Source organism: Rahnella sp. BCC 1045 (assembly GCF_019049615.1).
In the GTDB taxonomy this organism is placed as follows: domain Bacteria; phylum Pseudomonadota; class Gammaproteobacteria; order Enterobacterales; family Enterobacteriaceae; genus Rahnella; species Rahnella contaminans.
In genome coordinates this window covers 22,290-43,623 of record NZ_JAFMOZ010000111.1, presented here as the reverse complement: position 1 = coordinate 43,623, position 21,334 = coordinate 22,290, and the positions used below count along the sequence as shown (strand labels likewise).

The window sequence follows — 21,334 nt, the reverse complement described above, 5'->3', positions numbered from 1 at the left end:
TGAACTATTTGTTAAAAAATGTCTTGTAATGAGATCTGTCGAATAACGCAATAAAACGACGTAGCCAGAGCCACTTAATCCGATTTTTCACGCAGAGGGCAGAACATGAAGATTACCCGTTACATCCGGCGTCCCGTGCAGTTATCACTGCTGAGCAGCGCCCTTCTCGCCGCGTTTTCGTTGCCGGTTGTCGCCGCCACGCTGAACGTGATGCAAAACGAAGCGCCGCGCAGCATGGACCCGGGCAACCAGACCGCCACGTTTACCGGCACGGTGCTGGATCCGATGTACGAAGGTCTGCTGCGCATGTCGCCTCAGCTGAAACCGGAAGCCGCGCTCGCCACCTCATGGAGCAGCGATGAAAGCGGTCTGGTCTGGACATTCAAACTGCGCAGCGGTGTAACATTCCACGACGGCACGCCGTTTAATGCCGACGCTGTGGTCGCCAACTTCGCCCGCCATCTCGACACCAAACGCGGGCTGGCCGCCAGCGGACGTCTGCGCACCTTCCTCGAGAGCGTGACCAAAACCGACGAATCCACTGTTGTCTTCAAACTCAAAAAACCGTATCCGGCCTTCCTGAATTTACTCACCACCGGCGCGTGTCTGATGGTCAGCCCGGCGGCGGATAAAACCGGCACGCTCGACAGCAAAGCCGTCGGCACCGGCCCGTACAAAATGGTGCAGTACAAAACCGGCGAATTCGTGCTGGAAGAAAAATATCCGGGCTACTGGGGTGATAAAGCCGCCGGGCCGGACGACATCAAATGGACGTGGAGCGCCGAGCCGTCAGTCATGAACATGGCGTTGCAGGCCGGTGAAACCGACGTCATCAACCCGGTGCCGCCGCAGTTCGCCCGCGTACTGAAAAACAATCCGAAATTCAGCCTGCACGAAAGTCCGGGTGCCGCCGTGTTCTGGGTCGCGCTCAACACCGATCTCAAACCGCTTAGCGACGTTCGCGTCCGTCAGGCGCTGAACTACGCCACCGACCGCGACGGGCTGGTGCGCGCCATCATGTCCGGCTTCGCGCAACCGGCGAATTCCCCGCTGGCACCGGTTACCGCCGGTTATGACAAAACGCTGAACCCGTATCCTCTGGATCTCGCCAAAGCCAAAGCGCTGTTAAAAGAAGCCGGTGTCGCTGACGGATTCAGCATGTCGATTGCGGTGCAAGGTCAGGACGCGCGGATCGGCCAGGTGCTGCAAAGCATGTGGGCGAAAATTGGCGTGAAACTGGACGTGCGCATTATGGAAAGCGGCGTGTGGACCAAAGCCGCATTTGCCGATCAGGCCGGAAAAAAAGCCGATAACACCGGCGCAATTCTGGCGTCATGGTCTTCCGGCGCGAACGGCGCAGATCTGCAACTTCGTCCGCTGTATTACAGCAAAAGCTTTGCACCGGGCGGCGCAAATCTCGGCTTCTTTAATGATCCGAAACTCGATGAAATGTTAGATAAAGCCGCGTCAACGCTGGATGAAAATACCCGCAATGCGATTTACGTGGAGGCGCAGAAAGAAATCAACCAGCAGGCGCCGCAGGTCTTGCTGTATTACCAGAATGATTTGTACGCCACCGGCACCGGGATTTCCGGCGTGACGATGATTCCGGGCGGTCAGATCGTGGTCAAAGACGCAGAGAAAAAATAACCGCGTCATTTACGGTGGAAATGAGTGATGAAAGCCTATCTTGCCAAAAAACTTATCGCTTTCCCGATCATTCTGATCGGGGTGTCGATGCTGATTTTTGTGTCCATCCGTGCGCTGCCGGGCGATCCGGCACGCCTGATGGCCGGGCCTGAAGCCACACAGGAAGCGGTGGACGCCATGCGCGTGCGCCTCGGACTGGATCAGCCGCTGGTCGCGCAATATCTGCATTTTGCCGGTAACGTGCTGCACGGCAATCTCGGCGTCTCGTTGCAGTCGCAACAACCGGTGACGCAGGAAATCGGCGAGCGTATGCCGTACACCCTGATGCTCGCCGTGCTGTCATATTTTCTGGCGGTAGCGATTGGCGTTCCGGCGGGCATGATAGGCGCGGTTTACCGCAACCGCTGGCCGGATTTTGGCGTGATGCTGCTGGCGATTGCCGGTGCGTCTGTCGCCAACTTCTGGCTCGGTCTGATGGCAATGAATACCTTTTCGGTGAATCTCGGCTGGCTGCCGCTGCTCGGCGCCACGTCGTGGAAAAGCTATATTTTGCCCTCGGTCACGCTGGCGGTTTTACCAATGGCCGTGATGGCACGCATGACACGTTCGAGCATGCTCGACGTATTGTCGGAAGATTACATCCGCACCGCGCGCGCCAAAGGGTTATCCGCCACCACGGTTTATTGCAGCCACGCCTTTCGCAACGCACTGATCCCGATTGTCACCATTGTGGCGCTCAATTTCGGCAGTCTGATTGGTGGCGCGGTGGTCACGGAATCCGTCTTCAACTGGCCGGGCATAGGCCGTTTGCTGGTCGATTCCGTGCGCTATCGTGATTATCCGGTGATCCAGGGCGTCGCGCTGGTGGCCGTTTGCGGCGTGGTGGTGATGAACCTGCTCGGTGAATTACTGATAGCCTTCCTGAATCCAAAAATAAGGTTCGACTAATGTCTGCCATTATCACGCAATTACCCCGTCGCAAACCGCGCACGCTGCGGTTGTTTCGCTGGTGCTGGCGTCATCCTGCGGTGACGCTCGGCGGCCTGATTGTCGGCCTGATCGTCCTGATGGGGTTATTCGCGCCGCTGATCGCCCGCCACGATCCTTATGCACAGGATCTGATTGATACCCTGCTTGCGCCGAACGCCGATCACTGGTTTGGCACCGACGATTATGGCCGCGATATCTTTGCCCGCGTCATTTACGGCGCGCGGATTTCCATTGTCGAAGTGGTGCTGAGCGTCGGGCTGGCAATGATTATCGGCATTCCGTTAGGGATTATTGCCGGTATGGCCGGTCGTTATACCGACATGATCATCATGTGGTTTATGGACATGCTGTTTGCGTTTCCGGGCATCGTGCTGGCGATTCTGGTGGTCAGCATTCTCGGCGGCGGGCTGGTCAATCTACTGATCGCCATTTCGCTGTTCGCCATTCCGGTCTATGCGCGTCTGAGCCGTAACCTCACGCTCGGTTTAAAGCAGATGGAATACGTCGAAGCTGCGCAGGCGCTGGGGTTGTCGAATTACCGGATTATTGTCCATTACATTCTGCGCAACGCCATCGGCCCGATCATTGTGCAATCGACGCTGACCGCGGGCACCGTCATTCTCGCCGCCGCCAGCCTCTCATTTCTGGGTCTGGGCGTGCAGCCGCCGATGCCGGAATGGGGTACCATGATGAGCGATGGCCGTAACTTCCTCGGCATAAATATTTACCTTTCGCTGTTCCCGGGTCTGGCCATTATGCTGACCGTGCTTGGTTTTAACGTACTGGGCGACGGGCTGCGCGACTTACTGGACACACGCTCATGAGTTCTGCAGTTTTCTGCGCCGATATCGGCGGTTCATTTATTAAGTTTGGCGTTTCACGCACTTCCGGCGAAGTGGAAGAATGCGGCAAAGTGCCGACACCCGTTTCGTCGTGGGATGATTTCGTGACGGCGATGCAAAACTTCATTACGCAGTTTGGCGGTGATTTACCCGCATCAACCCCGCTGGCGATCTCCACTGCCGGGCTGGTTTCTCCGCAAACCGGCGAATTGCTGGCGACCAATATTCCGGCCTTCACCGGACGCTCGCTGGCGAAAGATTTGAGCGCGGCGCTGAACCGCCCGGTCACCGCCGCTAACGACGCCGACTGTTTTGCACTGGCCGAAGCCCACGCCGGAAACGCGCAAAATCATGCGGTGGTTGTGGCCATTATTCTGGGTACCGGCGTCGGCGGCGGCGTGGTGATTAACGGCCATCTGGTTCGCGGCCACGGTGGCGTCACCGGCGAATGGGGACACGGCGCTATCACGCGCACCGAAGTCATGATTGACGGAGAAACCTACGCCGTTCCGCGTCTCAAATGCGGCTGCGGTCAGACCGGTTGCCTCGACATGCTGGGTGCCGCGCGCGGCCTTGAGCGCCTGCATAAGCATTTCCATCAGCAGGATAAAACCAGTCTGGAGATCGTCAGCGGCTGGCAAACCGGTAATGCGTCCTGCGGGCTGACGGTAAACGCCTGGCTGCAAATCGTATCCGAACCGCTGGCGCTGCTGGTGAATATTCTCGGCCCTTCACGGATTGTCGCGGGCGGCGGCCTGGCGTCTGCGACGGCGCTGATTGCGGCGCTGGATCAGGCTGTGCGTAAAGGTGTTTTACATCATTATGCGGAGACACTGCTGGTACCGGGGAAATTTCTGACAGCTGGCGGGCTGGTGGGGGCATCGGTGATGGGGAGGATCGGGTCTTAAGTCAAGACCCCGGGTTGCCACCCAAACTGGCCTAAAGAGGCGCCAGTCGCCGCGCCTCTTTAGAATCTCCGGCTCTTAAACTACGTGCTATCGCCGGGACGACGGACATGTTCTGGCAAATTTGCAGGTGGCGCAAATCCTGGTACTGCGTGCTTCCTTCGCCCGGTCTTCAAGCCACAGGTCTCGAAGCCGCTCGGCTCAGCAGGATTTTGAGCGCGCCATTTTTAGATCGCTGGTGGGTCATGCCTTCCTTATTTTTTATAAACTCAATGCATCACGCATGCGGTTTTCGACGGTTTGTTTTTGTTCCCGGGTCAGTGCGCGCAGCGGAAGGCGCGGGTTGCCGGCGTCGATGCCGTGCAGTTTCATCGCGGCTTTGCCTGCGGCGACACCGCCGAATTCCACCAGTACGCGGATCAGGGCTACAACGCGATCCATGCCCTGACGGACGGCGGTCTGATTTCCGGCGTTAAAGTCATCAATGATTTTATGGAACAGCGGCGCGGCGTAGTTATAGGTGCTGCCGACTGCGCCGATGGCACCGACAGCCAGACCGCCGGGGAGGTGTTCGTCGACGCCAAACGGGATATCGAATTTACCGCCACTCACACGCTGGCAGCGCTGGAATTCATACAAATCTGCGCTGTTGAATTTAATGCCGGACAGGTTCGGGATTTTGGATCCGCCTTTGATCAGGAACTGTTCCATATCCAGATTCACGCCAGACATGCCGGAATGGTAATAATAGAAACCTTTCGACGGTGCCGCCGATGCTATCGCCTGACAGTAATCAATCAGGTCATCCACGTTTGCCGGTTTAAAGAAGCACGGCCCGATAACCGACGTGGCAAAAATGTCCAGCGATTCGGCGTGATGCGATAATTCCACTGCGTCTTTAATACTGAGTGCGCCGGTGTGCAGCGTAATGCTTAATTTTCCCTGCGCCGCTTTTACCCAGCGTTCGGCGATTTTTTTGCGTTCTTCAACTGAACAGTGAATACCTTCACCGGTGGTTCCGCAGACGTAAACGCCCTTCACGCCATCGTTCACCAGATGTTCCGCTATCTGATCGATGACCGGAAAATTCACCTCACCCTGCGCATCAAATGGCGTGTGTGGAGCAGCAATCAGACCTGTTAATTTTTTCATGTGCTTTCTCATCAATGGGAAGTTAAGGGAATCAGTCCGTTTTCTCAGAAACCGGTCAGTTTGTTCTGTTCATTTTGCGCAATGGCTTTACAAAACCAGCCGCAAATATGTTCGATACGCGTCACGGCAGAACCGACGGTAACGGCGTAAGCGCCCGCTGCCATTACTTCAGCGGCCAGCGCGGGGGAGTTATAACGACCTTCGGCAATCACCCGGCATCCGGCCTGCGCCAGTGCGCGGACCAGCGCAATATCCGGTGCTTCGGGCACCGGCGTTTGGGTATAGCCCGAGAGCGTGGTGCCGATAAAATCACAGCCCAGTTTTTGCGCCAGAAGACCATCTTCGAGACATGATGCGTCGGCCATCGTCAGGCATCCGGCTTCGCGGGCGCGCTGATACAACGCCTCAACCGGCACGGGGCGAAAACGCTGTGTGACGTCAAAAGCAATAATGTCGGCTCCGGCGGCGCTCAGTGCGTCAACATCTCCCAGCCACGGCGTGATCCGCACGTCAGAATCCGGCAGGTCACGTTTGATGATGCCGATAACCGGCGCATCCGTGGCCCGGCGCACCGCTTCAATGTTGCGGATGCCTTCAATGCGCAGCGCCACCGCCCCGCCGTCGAGCGCCGCACACGCCATCGCGGCGACGATTTCCGGTTTGTCCATGGCACTGCCGGGCACCGGCTGGCAGGAAACGATCAGCCCTTTGTCCAGCAGGATCAGGAGATCATTCATGTTGCGCACGTTTGTCTTTACCATGAACCTAAAACTCCAATATTAAATTTTAAATGAAGTATAACTCCAATCATGGTAGATCTTTTGTTCTCAGGGCGCAATGACGCAAATCGCCGTTACCGCTTCATGTTAGTGACCGGCATTCAGTTTTATGAGGAAAACGCAGATGGGAAACGTGTTAGCACTGGATATTGGCGGGACAAAAATTGCGGCGGCCATAGTGGCGCAAGACGGCACGCTGTCGGAACGTCAGCAGATCGCCACGCCACACGGTGATGCCGCCGGGTTAGCCGGCGCGCTGGAAAAGCTGATTACCCCGTGGCGTAACCGGGTGGATCTGATTGCCGTCGCCTCGACCGGCATCATCAGTCAGGGGCGGCTGACTGCGCTGAACCCGAGGAATCTCGGCGGGCTGTCAGGGTTTCCTTTACAAGACTGCCTCCGCGCCGTAGCGGATTTACCGAATGTGGTACTCAATGACGGACAGGCTGCGGCGTGGGCGGAATATCAGGCCGTGCAGGAAACCTGCGATAACGCACTGTTTGTCACCGTCTCAACCGGCGTGGGCGGCGGAATTATCTGGAACAGAAAATTATTAACCGGCCGCAACGGGCTGGCCGGGCACATCGGCCATACCGCGTTTGATCCACAAGGCGGGCTGTGCGGCTGCGGGCGTCGCGGTTGTGTCGAAAGCGTCGCATCGGGTACCGCCATCGGCCATGCGATGATGGAGAATGCGAGACCGCTGGGCGCGGAACAGGTTTTCGAACGCGCCCGCGCGGGAAATGGCGACGCGCAACGGGTGATCAGCCGTTCAGCGGCTGCCGTTGCGTCAATGCTGGCTGATATGCATATTTCGCTGGATCTGGACGTCGTCATGATGGGCGGCAGCGTCGGGCTGGCAGAGGGGTATCGGGAAAAAGTGGCGCATGCGCTTAACCAGTTACCGGCGATTTACCGGGTTGCGCTGCGCTCTGCGCATCACCGGCAGGACAGCGGTTTAATCGGTGCAGCGTTATGGGCCAGAGCCACATTGTAGCCCCGTACGGCGGTAATCAGGCTTCACGGAGTCAGCCAACTATGTAATGATGTGCACCGGTTAAATTATTGTTTCTGTCACTCTTTCCCCCGAGGTGTCCACGTGAAAACGGGTGCTCAACATTTCAAACCAGGTAAAATTCTTGATGCTCTGGGGGCGATGCAAAACAGCCTGACCCGCTCCGCGCAGCGCATTGCGGTTTATATTCAGGCCGAACCGTCCAAAGTCACGCAACTTTCCCTCGCTGAACTTTCCACCCTCACGCAGGCCGGTGAAGCCACGATTATCCGTTTCTGCCGCACGCTGGGTTACAAAGGGTTTCAGGATTTCAAAATGGATCTGGCGATCGAAGTGGCGACGCGTCCGGATCCCGAAGAAAGCCTGCTGGACGCCGATGTTCAGGACGCCGACAGCCCGCAGGCGATTGCCGGAAGATTGCAGTCAGCGATCAATAACGTGCTGACCGAAACCATCAATCTGCTGTCGCTGGAAAACGTTGAACAGGTGGTGAAGCTGATGCGCCCCGCCGACCGGATTTGTATTTTCGGGCTGGGCTCTTCAGGCATTACCGCTGAAGACGCGAAAAGCAAGCTGATGCGTATCGGACTGCGTGTTGACGCAGCGACCAACAATCACTTTATGTACATGCAGGCTTCTCTGATGAAGCCCGGCGATGTCGCCATCGGCATCAGCCATTCCGGCACCTCCGCCGAAACGGTACATGCGCTGAAACTGGCGAAAGAAGCCGGTGCGGCCACCGTCGCGCTGACTCATAATGTCGGTTCTCCCATCACCGACATGGCCGATTACGTGCTGATCAACGGCAACAAGCAGGGTCAATTGCAGGGCGACTCCATCGGCACCAAAATCGCGCAACTGTTCGTTCTCGACCTGATTTACGCGCTGCTGGTGAAAGCCGATCCTGTGCAGGCGGAGCAAACCAAACGTAAAACCACGCAGGCCATCAGCCAGCACGGCGCCCGCTAAAACCATTTCCTGCCGCATTTTCAGGCTTTCATCGCGCTGATCCTTTTTCAGCGCGCCTTGTGACCTCTCCATCCTGCTGCTTATCTTTCCCTGTTCAGCATTTCACCTTCTTTATCACACTTTTCTCAGTCAGTGATTGAAATGCCGGAGCGATCTAATACACTCAAATGGAGTTTTACTCCTAATTAAGATTTAACTTGGAGCAAAACGCGATAAAAGCTGAAAACGAAAACAGAGACGATGAGCGACCCCCGACAACAATTTTGCCCGTGACCGACGGGATGTGGAGAGAGCGACGATATGAGCAATTCATTACGGCCTCGTGCTGACAGGCCAGAGACTAAAGCGCCCCGCTGGTACAAACAATTGTCACCTGCGCAATGGAAAGCCTTCGCCGCCGCCTGGGTCGGTTACGCCCTGGACGGGTTTGATTTTGTGATTATCACGCTGGTGCTGACGGACATTAAACAGGAGTTCGGCCTGACGCTTCTACAGGCCAGCAGTCTGATTTCCGCTGCCTTTATCTCCCGCTGGTTTGGCGGATTAGTGCTCGGCGCGATGGGCGACCGGTATGGCCGCAAACTGGCGATGATCACCAGTATCGTCCTCTTTTCCTGCGGCACGCTGGCCTGCGGGCTGGCACCGGGTTACACCACATTATTTATCGCGCGCCTGGTTATCGGCATCGGCATGGCAGGCGAATACGGCTCCAGCTCAACGTACGTGATGGAAAGCTGGCCGAAAAACATGCGTAACAAAGCCAGCGGATTTCTGATCTCCGGTTTCTCAATCGGTGCCGTGCTGGCAGCGCAGGCGTACAGTTATATCGTTCCGGCTTTCGGCTGGCGGATGCTGTTTTACATCGGATTGCTGCCGATCATTTTCGCGCTGTGGCTGCGTAAAAACCTGCCCGAAGCCGAAGACTGGAAAGAATCTCAGCGCAAAAACCAGCAAAGCAAACAGCACAGCGACCGCAACATGGTCGATATTCTCTATCGCAGCCGCCTCAGTTATCTCAACATCGGGCTGACTCTTTTTGCCGCCGCGGCGCTGTACGCCTGTTTCACCGGCATGGTGTCTGCGCCTTTCGTCGCCGTGCTCGGGATTTCCTGCGCTGCCATTTTCATCTGCTTCATGGTGCAAACCAGCGGCGAACGCTGGCCGACCGGTGTGATGCTGATGCTGGTGGTGTTCTGCGCCTTCCTGTATTCGTGGCCGATTCAGGCATTGTTACCGACATACCTGAAAATAGATCTGGGTTATGACCCGCATACCGTTGGCAACGTCCTGTTTTTCAGCGGGTTCGGCGCGGCAGTCGGCTGTTGCGTCGGCGGCTTCCTCGGCGACTGGCTGGGCACGCGTAAAGCCTACGTCACCAGCCTGCTGATCTCTCAGTTGCTGATTATTCCGCTGTTCGCCATCAAAGGTTCGGACATGCTTTTCCTCGGCGGACTGCTGTTCTTACAACAAATGCTCGGTCAGGGCATCGCGGGATTACTGCCTAAAATGCTCGGCGGATATTTTGATACCGAACAGCGCGCGGCCGGTCTGGGTTTCACCTATAACGTCGGGGCGCTGGGCGGCGCACTGGCACCGATACTCGGCGCGTCGATTTCCCAGCATCTCAGCCTCGGCACTGCGCTGGGTTCGCTGTCATTCAGCCTGACGTTTGTCGTTATTCTGCTGATTGGTTTTGATATGCCTTCCCGCGTACAGCGTTGGATCCGCCCTTCCGGCCTGAGAATGCACGACGCCATCGACGGTCAGCCCTTCAGCGGCGCAGCGGGGGTAAAACCGGCGTTTCAGAAACCGGGATGCGCGCGCAGTTAAACCGGCACACAGCAAAAAGGGCCACTCTGGCCCTTTTCTTTAAGTGAGATCTCCCCGTCTGAGCCGGTACAGGCAATGCTCCTCAAGCCAGTTACCCTTCTCCACGGCCGGATGGTTGAAGTTTTCACTGATATCACACGTCATCCCCATTTTCTTCATCACCGCCTGCGAGCGCGCATTCGGCAAGGCTGTAAAGGCCACGATTTCATCCAGCCCGAGCTGTTCAAATCCGGCATTCAGTGCTGCACGCGCCGCCTCGCTGCAATAGCCCTTTCCCCATACGTCCGCACGTAGCCGCCAGCCGATTTCCACACACGGCGTAAACGGCAAATCATAGCCAGGCGTATGCAGACCCACAAAACCGATAAACTCACCGGTGTCACGCAGCTCCACCGCCCAGATCCCCCAGCCGCGAACTGCAATCAAATCCCGGCAACGGGCGAGCATCTCGTCGCTTTTTTCCCGGGTCATTGTTGACGGAAAAAACTCCATCACCCGCGGGTCAGCATTCATTTCAGCAAACGGACCGGCATCGCTGTCGCGCCACTGCCGCAGCGTCAGGCGGGGCGTCACGATTTTCAGTGGTGGAAAGGCCACCGGAACGGTAAAGGTTTCCATGAATAACTCCTTGTTGTGGCTCGCGCAATAACCGGCGAAAGTGTTTATTACCACACGCGGCGCGAATTTTACATTCGTGAACTCATCAGCCTGGAAATCTGCGGAGTTAATCCCGTCAAAATAAAGCTGACAAACCGCCGCTTTCCCATTACATGTATTCATATCATTGATGAATATATTGGGATCACAAACATGCTTTTTCACCGCTATCACGGGCTGGGTAACGATTATCTGGTCTGCCACCACAGCGTCGCAAGCCTGCTGACAAATCAGCAAATTCAGCGCATCTGCGACCGCCATTACGGCATCGGTTCTGACGGATTACTGATCGACTTCGATGACGCAGAAATCCCGACATTACGCATCATCAATCCTGACGGCTCCGAGGCGGAGAAAAGCGGCAACGGCCTGCGTATCTACGCCCGTTATCTGTTTGATATTGGCCGCGTCGGGCATACGCCGTTTCTGGTGAATACGCTGGGTGGTCAGGTGCGTTGCGAAGTCACAGAAGGCGCGCATCAGGTGATTGTGGATATGGGGCAGGCAAAATTTGCGCCGTTGGCATTACCGGCGAGTGTCGAAGGCGACGAAGCGCTGGCGTTGCCGCTGGTCGTCGGTGGCCATCAGCTCAGCGCCACACTGGTGTCGATGGGCAATCCGCATTGCGTGATTTTGGTGAAGAAGCTCGACCTGGATTTAGTCAGACAACTGGGCGCAGAAATCGAAACGCTGGCAATTTTCCCGAAACGCACCAACGTTCAGTTTGTTGAAGTGCTGGACCGCAACAACATCAGCGTCGGGATCTGGGAACGCGGCGCAGGTTACACGCTGGCGTCCGGCAGCAGCAGTTGCGCTGCCGCCAGCGCCATGCGCAAACTTGGATGCGTGGACGACAACGTTACGGTGCATATGCCGGGCGGCACACTGGCGATCAGCTTCAGCGGTGATTTTCAGGTCAACATGCGCGGACCGGTGCAAAAAATCGCCTCCGTCGTGCTCGATGACGACTGCTTTTGGGACATGCCGGAATAAATTTCCTCGCGCTTTTCTCCCCGCCCTCTTTTCATTTTCGCCTTAACGTTCCCCCGACGGCAGCCTGTCTGCCGTTCTTCGCCTACCCATCGTGATAAACAAAACTCATACCTGCATAATGATTTTATGGCAGACAGCGCGCTTTCCAGCCCCTAAGTTGGTTATCAGGAAGCACCACAATGAATAACCAACTCATTGTTTAATAAATAAAATAATTTTAATAAAACCCCATCACGGCACGCCGGTGTGCTCCGGAAGTCAGTGAGTATTTTTTCAAAGTTTTAATCCGATCACATATTAATAAAAAAAACAGAGAGCGTACCCTATGAGCAACAACACCATCGTGGATGTTAAAACGTGGATAGACGAACGCCCGATATCAAAATATCAATGGGTGGTTCTGGGGCTGTGTTTCATCATCATTATGTTCGACGGCTACGACGCGGCGGTGATGGGTTTTATCGCCCCGGCGCTGATTGAAGACTGGGGCATCAGCCGTGCGGAAATGGGGCCGATCCTGGGTGCAGCCATGTTCGGCGTCGCTATCGGCGCGCTGATTGCCGGGCCAAACGCCGACCGTTTCGGGCGAAAACGCGTCCTGATGTGGTCCATTCTCTGCTTCGCCCTGTTCAGCCTGCTGAGTACCTTCGCCCGCACACCGGTGGAAATGGCCATTTTACGTTTTCTCACCGGCCTCGGTTTAGGCGCGGTCATGCCCAACACCGTCACACTGGTTTCGGAATACATGCCGGAGCGCCGCCGCAGCCTGATGATCACCGTGATGTACAGCGGCTTTAACGTCGGCTCCGGTGCCGGAGGCTTTGTCGCCGCCGGTTTGTTACCGCATTTTGGCTGGAAAGCGGTGATCTTCGCAGGCGGCATTGTGCCGCTGCTGATGCTGCCATTGCTGATGTGGATCCTGCCGGAATCGGCGATGTACATGGTGGTGCGCAACGTTGCGAAAGAGAAGATTGCCAAAGTGCTGACCCGCGCCGGTGGCCTGTTCAGCGCGGAAACCAAATTCGTCCTGAAGGCGCCGGTGATTCAGAAAAAAGCCAAAGTCTTCCAGCTGTTCACCAACGGTTATGCCAAAGGCACGATTGTTCTGTGGGTCACGTATTTCATGGGGCTGTTCGTGATTTACCTGCTCAACGGCTGGCTGCCAACCATTATGCGTAACGGCGGTTTCTCGCTGGAACGTGCCGCTATCGTCGCCGGTTTATTTCAGCTCGGCGGCACCTTCGGCGGCCTGATGGTCGGCGGTCTGATGGATAAATTCACCGCGAAACGCGTCATCGCCGGTTTCTACATCATGGGCATGATAAGCCTGCTGTCGCAGGGTATCGGCAACTTCGGCCCGGACGTGCTGGCGCTTCTGGTCTTCATCAGCGGCGTGTGTATTAACGGCGCACAGACCGGGCTTCAGGCGTTCTCCCCGGCCTTCTACCCGACCGAAATGCGCGCCACCGGTGTCTGCTGGATGCACGGTATTGGCCGCAGCGGCGCGATTATCAGCTCGTCGATGGGCGGCGTCCTGCTGGGCATTTTCTCCGGCCAAAACATGATCTTTATTATTCTGGCGTTGCCTGCCCTGCTGGCCGGCCTGAGTATTCTTTTGCACCGCGCGGCACACCCGGCCGAGATGATCAAAGGCGTTGATATTACTGACATCCCGGAGTTGTCGCGCACCATGAACATCCGCTAACCTTACGTTAGCCTCCTTATAATTAGAAACATAAATATACTGACGCAGCGGCTGCGCTGCGATTACCCTACAAAAAGTTCAGAGGATTTAAGATGGCTAAGATCATAGGCGGTTTAGCGGTTTCACATACCCCGACTATCGGTTTCGCAGTGGATCACAACAAACAGGACGAAAGCGCCTGGGCACCGATTTTCGAGAGTTTTGCACCGATGCAAAAATGGCTCGAAGAAAAGAAACCCGACGCGCTGGTGTACATCTTCAACGACCACGTCACCTCCTTTTTCTTTGATCACTATTCGGCATTTACGTTAGGCATTGATGACCACTATGAGGTCGCGGATGAAGGTGGTGGCCCGCGCGACTTGCCGCCAGTGAAAGGCCATGCGGCGCTGTCTCAGCACATCGGAGCCAGCCTGATGGCAGACGAATTTGATATGTCGTTCTTCCAGGACAAACCGCTGGATCACGGCCTGTTTTCACCGCTTTCCGCGCTGATGCCGCATGAAGGCGGCTGGCCGACGCAAATCGTTCCGCTGCAAATTGGCGTGTTGCAGTTCCCGATCCCGACGGCGCGCCGTTGCTACAAACTCGGTCAGGCGCTGCGTCGCGCCATCGAAAGTTTCCCGGAAGATCTGAACGTGGCGATTGTCGCCACCGGCGGCGTTTCCCATCAGGTTCACGGCGAACGTTGCGGCTTTAACAACCCGCAGTGGGACGAACAGTTTGTCGATATGATTGTGAACGATCCGGAACGTCTGACCGAAATGACGCTGGCGGAATTCGCCACTCTCGGCGGGCTTGAAGGTTCGGAAGTCATCATGTGGCTGGTGATGCGCGGCGCGCTGTCTGCCAACGTGAAGAAACTGCATCAGGCCTATTATCTGCCGTCGATGACCGGTATCGCCACGCTGATCCTCGAAAACCAGTCCCGCGAAGCGCCGGTGGACGTGCAGCAGCGTCAGCGCGATAAAATAGCACAACAGCTGGCGGGCGTGGAAAAACTGCCAGGTACCTATCCGTTTACACAGGCGCGCAGCCTGAAAGCATTCCGGATGAACCGGTTCCTGCATCGTCTGATCCAGCCCGCATGGCGCGAGCGTTTCCTCACTGACCAGAATGCGATGTTTGCCGAAAACAAACTGACCGCTGATGAACAAAAACTCCTGCGCGAACTCGACTGGCGCGGGATGATTCATTACGGCGTGAGCTTCTTCCTGCTGGAAAAACTCGGTGCCGTGGTGGGTGTGTCTAACTTACATATTTATTCCGCGATGCGCGGTGAAACGCTGGAAGAATTCCAGAAGACCCGCAATCAGCAAGTTCTCTACTCAGTAGCAGGTAAAGCGAAAGCATGACGATATTTGAGCAACCCAAGATCGACACCCATCATCACGTGTTTGATCCGGCGCGCTTCCCGTACCTTCCGGACACGCCGTACCGTCCGGAAGGGCACGAGATTGGCACCGCCGATTATTACCGTGCGGTGATGCAAGCCTACAACATCCGCCACTCCCTGATTGTCGGCCCGACGTCAGGGTATAACACCGACAGCTCATGCCTGCTCGATGCGCTGGAAAAAGGTAACGGCCGCTTCAAGGGCATCGCCGTGGTGCCTTTTGATATTTCGCTGGAAAGACTCGCCGCGCTCAAACTGGCCGGCGTGGTCGGTATCGCGATGAATGTGGCGATGCTCGGCACCGCACCTTTTTTACACCTCGACGCCCTGATGGGACGCCTGACCGAACTGGACATGTTCGCCGCCATTCAGGTACAGGACGACCAGCTGCTGGCACTTTTGCCGCTGATCAACCGCACGAAAACCCGCCTGCTCATCGATCACTCCGGCCGCCCGGATGTGACGCAAGGTTTGCAGCAACCGGCGTTTCAGGCGCTGTTGCAGCTCGCGAGCCAGCAACGCGTCTGGGTGAAACTGTCCGGCTTATCGAAATTCAGCCGTCAGCCTTTTCCGTATCAGGACGGCCACGCTTATCAGCACGCGCTGCTTGAGGCATTCGGCGCAGAACATTGCATGTGGGGATCAGACTGGCCGTTCCTGCGCGCAGAACACCGGATGGATCTCGGCACATTACTGATGCTGGTGGAACAGTTATTCCCGGATGAGAAAACGCGGCACCAGATCCTGTGGCAGACGCCGAAAGACCTGTTTGGTTTTGCAGATTACTGAAGAAAGGAAGACCCTATGAACTACAAAATTGCCGTCTTTAACGGCCCGAACCTGAATCTGCTCGGCACCCGCGAACCGGAAACTTACGGTTATGACACGCTGGCAACCCTCGAAACCTTGTGTCATCAGACAGGGAAAAGCTGCGGTGCAGAAATCGAATTTTTCCAGACCAACCATGAAGGCGATTTAATTGACCGCATTCAGGCCTGCCGCGGCACCACCGACGCCATCGTGCTGAACGCCGCGGCCTGGACCCACACGTCTGTCGCCCTGCGCGACGCCGTCACCGCCGTCAGCCTGCCGCTGTACGAAGTCCATATCACCAACGTGCATAAACGCGACGCCTTCCGCCACCACTCTTTCCTCTCCGACGTTTCCGTCGGTGTGATCTGCGGTTTTGGCATCCAGGGATACGAATATGCCATCCGCCAGGCTGTGGTGAATTTGAGTAAGTAAACCGCCAGCCAGATAAAGTGTAAAAACCCTAACATGCCCCCGGTCCATTCCCTTTCCTGCGAGGAATAACATAGCCAGTGGACACTTTACTCTTCCGGATTACATAGTTATTGGCCGCTTTCAAAAATCACGCTGAAAGGAGAGGTGGAAAAACGTGTATCTTTTCTCGCGGTTTGTAATCCGACTGGAAGGAACCGCGCAGCGGCGGGATTTTGCGGCACGAGCAGAAGTTGCTGAAACAGTGCCAGCGAGCGGTAGCGCGTGTTGAAAAAGTGGGGAGAAATCCCAAAGAGGGAAAGTACTTCCCTCTTTGGGTCGGTTTTGGCGCAGGAAGCTAAGTGATCACAGTGATTGAAAAACCGAAGCTTTCCCGATAAGCAGTTGAAAAATCGTTCAAGCTATCCGGTGGCTCACCGGTAATTCACAATCACCTGATTGCCGATGACCCGTAGCGGCGTATTCATCGCCCCATTTCCCGTGACGAAATACACAAACCGCAGCGGGGAGCGGGCGGTCTGGCCGTAAAACGAACGCGTCGAACCGCTGTCCGCATCCAGCTCCACGCAGTGATTCAGGGTGTTGCAGAGTTTCACCTGTAATCCTGCCGGTCTTGCGCCGAGCACTTCATATTTCCAGCTGACCGTGGTGATCGTCGCCGAACTTTTTTGCCTGACCGGCGCGGAATCTGCGGCGGCCAGCGGCGGTGACGACATCATCACGCCCCGGTTTTGCAGCGTTACGCCGCGCTGAGTATCCGACCAGGAACCTGATGCGGCAACCGCCGGCAGGCTTATCAGGCTGAGGACGAGCAGCACGGTGCGAAGCATCTTATTCACCACCAATGGTGGCGGTCATGCGGATCTGGCGGCTGTCGGTCATTTCGAGATTCGACATCACCACAATCTGCGGCAGTGAGCGGCGCAGGAAGCGCGACAACAGCGGGCGCAGCGCGTGATTCACCAGCAGGACCGGTGGCGCGCTGAGCATATCCTGACGCTGTAACGCGGCTTCAGACTGCGTTAACAGACGATCGGCCAGCCCCGGTTCTAGTCCGCCGCCGCTTTGCAGCGCCTGTAACAGCAGACGTTCAAGCGCCGTATCCAGCCCGATAACCTGTACTTCGCCATTACCCGGGAACCATTGCTGAGTAATCGCCCTGCCCAGCGCGACGCGAACTACCGCCGTCAGTTCGTTTGGATCAGGCTGGTTTGGCGCGTATTCCGCCAGCGTTTCAACAATCGTGCGCATGTCGCGAATCGACACACGTTCGGACAACAGATTTTGCAGCACCTTGTGCATGTTGGTCAGGGAAATCACGCCCGGAATGAAATCTTCCGTCAGCTTCGGCATTTCCTTGGTGACGCGCTCCATCAGTTCCTGCGTTTCCTGACGGCCAAACAATTCTTTGGCGTGCAGGCTGATCAGGTGATTGAGGTGCGTCGCCACCACGGTACTGGCTTCGACCACGGTGAAGCCCTGAATTTGTGCCTGTTCGCGCATCGCCGGTTCAATCCATACCGCCGCCAGCCCGAACGCCGGATCGACCGTCGGTTCACCCGGCAGTTCGCCAATGGCGTTACCCGGGTTGATCGCCATCCAGCGCCCCGGATGTGCGGTCCCTGTACCGATTTCGACGCCTTTCATCAGGATGCGGTAACCGGCAGGCGGCAGTTCGAGGTTGTCGCGGATGTGGATCACCGGCGGCAGATACCCCATCTCCTGCGCGAATTTCTTACGGATACTGCGGATACGCCCCAGCAGTTCGCCGTTTTGCGCAAAGTCCACCATCGGAATCAGGCGGTAGCCCACTTCCATGCCCAGCGGATCTTCAAGCTGTACGTCTGACCAGCTGGCTTCCACCAGCTGTTTGCCGCTGTCGGCTGCCGACGGTGCCGCTTCTTTTGCCGCAGGAGCTTTCTGCTCCTGACCGCGCGTCCACCACGCCAGCGCCAGCAAAGCGCCGGTGAACAGCAGGAAAACCAGATTTGGCATGCCCGGCACCATGCCGAGCAGCCCGAGAACACCGGCACTCAGCATCATGACGCGCGGATTGCGGAACAGCTGGGTGACCATCTGCTCGCCGACGTCCTGATTGGTACCGACGCGGGTCACGATGACACCGGCAGCGGTGGAGATCACCAATGCAGGGATCTGCGCGACCAGACCGTCACCGATGGTCAGCAAGGTGTAACTTTCTGCGGCGTGGCCGAGATCCATACCGTGTTGCAGCACGCCCACCAGCAGGCCGCCGACCACGTTGATGATCATAATCATCAGACCGGCGACAGCGTCACCGCGCACGAACTTACTCGCACCGTCCATCGAACCGTAGAAGTCTGCTTCCTGCGTGACATCGCTGCGGCGTTTTTTCGCTTCGTCTTCGCCAATTAAACCGGCGTTGAGGTCGGCGTCGATCGCCATCTGTTTACCCGGCATCCCGTCGAGGACGAAACGCGCGCCAACTTCGGCGATACGCCCGGCACCTTTGGTGATAACCATAAAGTTAATCAGCACCAGGATGATAAACACCACGATACCGATGGCGAAGTTACCGCCGACCAGGAAGTGGCCGAATGCTTCAATAACCCGCCCCGCCGCCGCGCCGCCGGTGTGACCTTCCAGTAAGATCACGCGCGTGGAGGCGACGTTGAGCGACAGACGTAATAAGGTTGAGAACAGCAGGATGGTCGGGAAAGCCGCAAAATCGAGCGTCCGCTGGGTGAACATCGCCACCAGCAACACCATGATAGACAGCGCAATGTTGAACGTGAACAACAAGTCGAGAAGGAACGGCGGCAAAGGCAGCACCATCATCGACAGGATCATCAGGATGAGGATTGGGCCTGCCAGAACCTGCCATTGTCCGGACTTAAAGTTGGCGGGTAAACGCAGCATCGCGGCCAGATTAGCCATGGGTATCACTTTCTCCTGCAAAATCCAGACCGTCAGGCACTGGCAAATGTTGAGGTTTTTTCGGGATCAGTCCGCCTTCGCGCTTCCAGCGTTTAAGCTGATAAACCCAGGCCAGAACTTCGGCAACCGCGGCATACAGCGCGGTCGGGATTTGCTGACCAATTTCACTGTGCCGGTAAAGCGCACGCGCCAGCGGCGGCGCTTCCAGCATCGGAATTTTGTGTTCGGCACCCAGCTCTTTAATGCGCAGCGCCACATCACCTGCGCCTTTCGCCAGCACTCTCGGTGCGCTCATTTTGTTTTCGCTGTACTGCAATGCGACGGCGTAGTGCGTCGGGTTGGTCACAATGACGTCGGCTTTCGGCACATCGGCCATCATGCGGCGGCGTGCCATGGCGCGCTGTTGCTGGCGGATACGGCCTTTAACATGCGGGTCGCCTTCCTGACTTTTATGTTCGTCGCGGATATCCTGCTTACTCATGCGCAGTTTTTTCAGGTTGCTCCAGATTTGCCAGAACACGTCGAACGCCACCATCGGCGTTAACCCGAGAACCACCATCAGCCCGCAGAACGCCACCATGTTCAGCGCTTCGCCGAGTGCGGGGATCGTCGGTTGCGCCATCAGCCGCATCATGTCCGGCCATTTGTGCCACACATAAAAACCGGCGACAGAGCCGACCAGCAGCGCTTTCAGGATGGCCTTGAGCAATTCGGCCAGCACCTGACCGGAGAACAAACGCTTAAATCCGGCAATCGGATCCATACGACTGAATTTCGGTGCAAAAGATTTCCCGCTGAACATCAGCCCGCCGAGCAACAGCGGCGCAGCCAGCGCGATCAGGATCAGGCCGCCGATAACCGGCAATAATGCCCAGACAGCGCGGCCCAGCAGTGTCGCCATTTGCTGCAATACCTGGCGGTCATCGCTGACCATGCCGTGATCAAATTTCAGCCCCTGCGAGATCATCACCCCCAGCTGACGCGCCATCGATTCACCGGAAACCCACAGCAACGTCAAACCGCCCCCGAGCATCAGCATCGAGGTCAGTTCGCGCGAACGCGGGATTTGCCCTTCTTCACGGGCTTTTTCCAGCCTGTGGGATGTGGGGGCTTCTGTCTTTTCGAGATCGCTGTCTTCAGCCACCGGTGTTTCCTGTCAGCATTTACCCGGCGCAAAGAGCGGCGGGCACAATTTCATGCATAGCATGACAAAAGCGGCCAAGTCTTATGGATGGAAAAGAGGCAGGTTTTGAGGTCTGTTTACTAAATCAAATGAACAAATTTCTCGAAGATCCTTACGCTGCAGGACGCCACTTTAGGAATTCACTGACTTTTCGTGGGTTTATTCTTATGGAATGATCAAAAAATAGCATATGTGGCCTTCCTTTTTGAGAAGTTTAGACGTTAGAATTCCTCCGCCAAACTGATCAGTTTTTATTTTGTGGATAGCACTGCTGTGTAAAATTCATTGCCTGAAATCACCGTTAATCGCCCTGAAAAAATGAGTTTTCTTTCACGTTGACTTCAGGCGATATTATTACATTACCGTTTTTTCTGATATTTCCCTGAACATGCATGACTGACATTTGTGGAACTCTCTGCGAAAAAGCTCGCCGGTGATCAAAATAACATCCCTTAGCCTCTCTTTGTTCCGGGACTTAAACAGTCCCGTAAGAACATAAATCATCTGCAATTAATCAAGGAAAGAAAAAATATGAGCGGGAGAAAGTACTTAACTCAGGTTGAGATGGAGAGACTCGTCGGTACGGTTTCGACAGGAATTAACAAAACTCGCGATAAATGCATGTTATTAATGTGTTTTATTCACGGCCTCCGGGTCAGCGAGCTGGCTAATTTACGGGTTAAGGACGTTGAACTTTCGACACAAATAATTTATATCAACCGGCTTAAAAACGGGTTTTCCGTTCAACATCCCATTCAGGACAGGGAAATGATCGTTATTAAGGAGTGGCTTGAAATACGCTCACAATATCTTGACTCTGACTCGGAATGGTTATTTCTTTCACGTCACGGCGGGCAACTGTCCCGGCAACAACTCTATCGTTTGTTCCGTAAATACGGCGAGGAGGCGGGAATTAACGTGGCAGTTCATCCGCATATGCTCAGGCACGCCTGTGGTTATGCGCTGGCAGATACCGGCTGCGACACCCGGCTGATTCAGGATTATCTCGGCCACAGAAATATTCAGAACACGGTTATTTATACCGCCAGTAATGCCGGACGATTCAGGTCAATCACCATATAACGGGCACGTGCCCGCCCGTCAGGTGCC

Annotated in this window: 19 protein-coding genes; 13 read left to right on the top strand and 6 right to left on the bottom strand. The window is 56.0% G+C overall.

Translation table 11 applies throughout. The features are described from left to right. The first annotated feature begins 105 nt into the window (after nt 1–105). Genes J1782_RS06920 through J1782_RS06905 form a run of 4 tightly spaced genes read left to right on the top strand, consistent with a single transcriptional unit; the run spans nt 106 to nt 4,390 of the window. Nucleotides 106–1,650, top strand: coding sequence for an ABC transporter substrate-binding protein (locus J1782_RS06920; RefSeq protein ID WP_217152713.1), 1,545 nt, complete (start codon nt 106–108; stop codon nt 1,648–1,650). 27 nt (nt 1,651–1,677) lie between these two features. Next, a complete protein-coding gene (locus J1782_RS06915; protein WP_152325901.1) occupies nt 1,678–2,598 on the top strand; it encodes an ABC transporter permease in 921 nt (306 codons plus the stop codon). Then, nucleotides 2,598–3,464 carry an ABC transporter permease gene (locus J1782_RS06910; RefSeq protein WP_101076926.1) on the top strand — a complete coding sequence of 289 codons (867 nt, stop codon included), beginning with the start codon at nt 2,598–2,600 and terminating at the stop codon, nt 3,462–3,464. The genes J1782_RS06915 and J1782_RS06910 overlap by 1 nt, the downstream gene beginning before the upstream one ends. Next, complete coding sequence (locus J1782_RS06905; protein ID WP_217152712.1) at nt 3,461–4,390, top strand: ROK family protein; 930 nt, start codon at nt 3,461–3,463, stop codon at nt 4,388–4,390. Before J1782_RS06910 ends, J1782_RS06905 begins: the two co-directional genes overlap by 4 nt. A gap of 258 nt (nt 4,391–4,648) precedes the next feature. On the opposite strand, the gene J1782_RS06900 is transcribed toward J1782_RS06905, so the two are convergent. Beyond that, nucleotides 4,649–5,539 carry a dihydrodipicolinate synthase family protein gene (locus J1782_RS06900; protein WP_217152711.1) on the bottom strand — a complete coding sequence of 297 codons (891 nt, stop codon included), beginning with the start codon at nt 5,537–5,539 and terminating at the stop codon, nt 4,649–4,651. A 44-nt stretch (nt 5,540–5,583) separates the two neighbouring features. Continuing rightward, nucleotides 5,584–6,300 carry an N-acetylmannosamine-6-phosphate 2-epimerase gene (locus J1782_RS06895; RefSeq protein ID WP_254302956.1) on the bottom strand — a complete coding sequence of 239 codons (717 nt, stop codon included), beginning with the start codon at nt 6,298–6,300 and terminating at the stop codon, nt 5,584–5,586. A gap of 142 nt (nt 6,301–6,442) precedes the next feature. Here J1782_RS06895 and J1782_RS06890 point away from each other — a divergent pair, with 142 nt between their 5' ends. From J1782_RS06890 to J1782_RS06880, 3 genes are all read left to right on the top strand, one after another. Then, on the top strand, nt 6,443–7,315 hold the full coding sequence (locus J1782_RS06890) for an N-acetylmannosamine kinase (protein WP_217152710.1): 873 nt from the start codon (nt 6,443–6,445) through the stop codon (nt 7,313–7,315). Between the two features lie 102 nt (nt 7,316–7,417). Continuing rightward, nucleotides 7,418–8,302, top strand: a complete 885-nt coding sequence (locus J1782_RS06885; protein WP_165057103.1) for a MurR/RpiR family transcriptional regulator — start codon at nt 7,418–7,420, stop codon at nt 8,300–8,302. Between the two features lie 300 nt (nt 8,303–8,602). Further along, on the top strand, nt 8,603–10,132 hold the full coding sequence (locus J1782_RS06880) for an MFS transporter (RefSeq protein ID WP_165057102.1): 1,530 nt from the start codon (nt 8,603–8,605) through the stop codon (nt 10,130–10,132). Nucleotides 10,133–10,171: 39 nt separating this feature from the next. Here the strand turns inward: J1782_RS06880 and J1782_RS06875 are convergent, their stop codons facing one another. Then, complete coding sequence (locus J1782_RS06875) at nt 10,172–10,750, bottom strand: GNAT family N-acetyltransferase (RefSeq protein WP_217152709.1); 579 nt, start codon at nt 10,748–10,750, stop codon at nt 10,172–10,174. Between the two features lie 192 nt (nt 10,751–10,942). Here J1782_RS06875 and dapF point away from each other — a divergent pair, with 192 nt between their 5' ends. The 5 genes from dapF to aroQ all read left to right on the top strand — a co-directional run bounded on the left by dapF (nt 10,943) and on the right by aroQ (nt 16,128). Beyond that, the gene (dapF, locus tag J1782_RS06870; protein ID WP_254302954.1) at nt 10,943–11,782 is read left to right on the top strand and encodes a diaminopimelate epimerase; all 840 of its coding nucleotides are present in this window, start codon (nt 10,943–10,945) and stop codon (nt 11,780–11,782) included. A 325-nt stretch (nt 11,783–12,107) separates the two neighbouring features. Beyond that, a complete protein-coding gene (locus tag J1782_RS06865; protein WP_165057100.1) occupies nt 12,108–13,487 on the top strand; it encodes an aromatic acid/H+ symport family MFS transporter in 1,380 nt (459 codons plus the stop codon). 92 nt (nt 13,488–13,579) lie between these two features. Continuing rightward, nucleotides 13,580–14,842 carry a gallate dioxygenase gene (locus J1782_RS06860; RefSeq protein WP_195812600.1) on the top strand — a complete coding sequence of 421 codons (1,263 nt, stop codon included), beginning with the start codon at nt 13,580–13,582 and terminating at the stop codon, nt 14,840–14,842. Beyond that, nucleotides 14,839–15,672: an amidohydrolase gene (locus tag J1782_RS06855; protein WP_165057098.1), complete on the top strand. Its 834-nt coding sequence runs from the start codon at nt 14,839–14,841 to the stop codon at nt 15,670–15,672. The genes J1782_RS06860 and J1782_RS06855 overlap by 4 nt, the downstream gene beginning before the upstream one ends. 15 nt (nt 15,673–15,687) lie before the next feature. Next, nucleotides 15,688–16,128, top strand: coding sequence for a type II 3-dehydroquinate dehydratase (aroQ, locus tag J1782_RS06850; RefSeq protein ID WP_152325890.1), 441 nt, complete (start codon nt 15,688–15,690; stop codon nt 16,126–16,128). 410 nt (nt 16,129–16,538) lie between these two features. Here aroQ and J1782_RS06845 read toward each other — a convergent pair whose 3' ends face one another. The 3 genes from J1782_RS06845 to flhB are packed head-to-tail and all read right to left on the bottom strand — an operon-like array spanning nt 16,539 to nt 20,185. Further along, nucleotides 16,539–16,955 carry a flagellar protein FlhE gene (locus J1782_RS06845; protein WP_152325889.1) on the bottom strand — a complete coding sequence of 139 codons (417 nt, stop codon included), beginning with the start codon at nt 16,953–16,955 and terminating at the stop codon, nt 16,539–16,541. 1 nt (nt 16,956) lies between these two features. Next, nucleotides 16,957–19,041: a flagellar biosynthesis protein FlhA gene (flhA, locus tag J1782_RS06840; RefSeq protein WP_152325888.1), complete on the bottom strand. Its 2,085-nt coding sequence runs from the start codon at nt 19,039–19,041 to the stop codon at nt 16,957–16,959. Beyond that, nucleotides 19,034–20,185: a flagellar biosynthesis protein FlhB gene (gene flhB, locus J1782_RS06835; RefSeq protein ID WP_152325887.1), complete on the bottom strand. Its 1,152-nt coding sequence runs from the start codon at nt 20,183–20,185 to the stop codon at nt 19,034–19,036. The genes flhA and flhB overlap by 8 nt, the downstream gene beginning before the upstream one ends. Nucleotides 20,186–20,737: 552 nt before the next feature. Here flhB and J1782_RS06830 point away from each other — a divergent pair. Further along, entirely contained in the window at nt 20,738–21,307 is a 570-nt protein-coding gene (locus J1782_RS06830) for a tyrosine-type DNA invertase (protein ID WP_371819747.1), read from the top strand. The last annotated feature ends 27 nt before the right edge of the window (nt 21,308–21,334 follow it).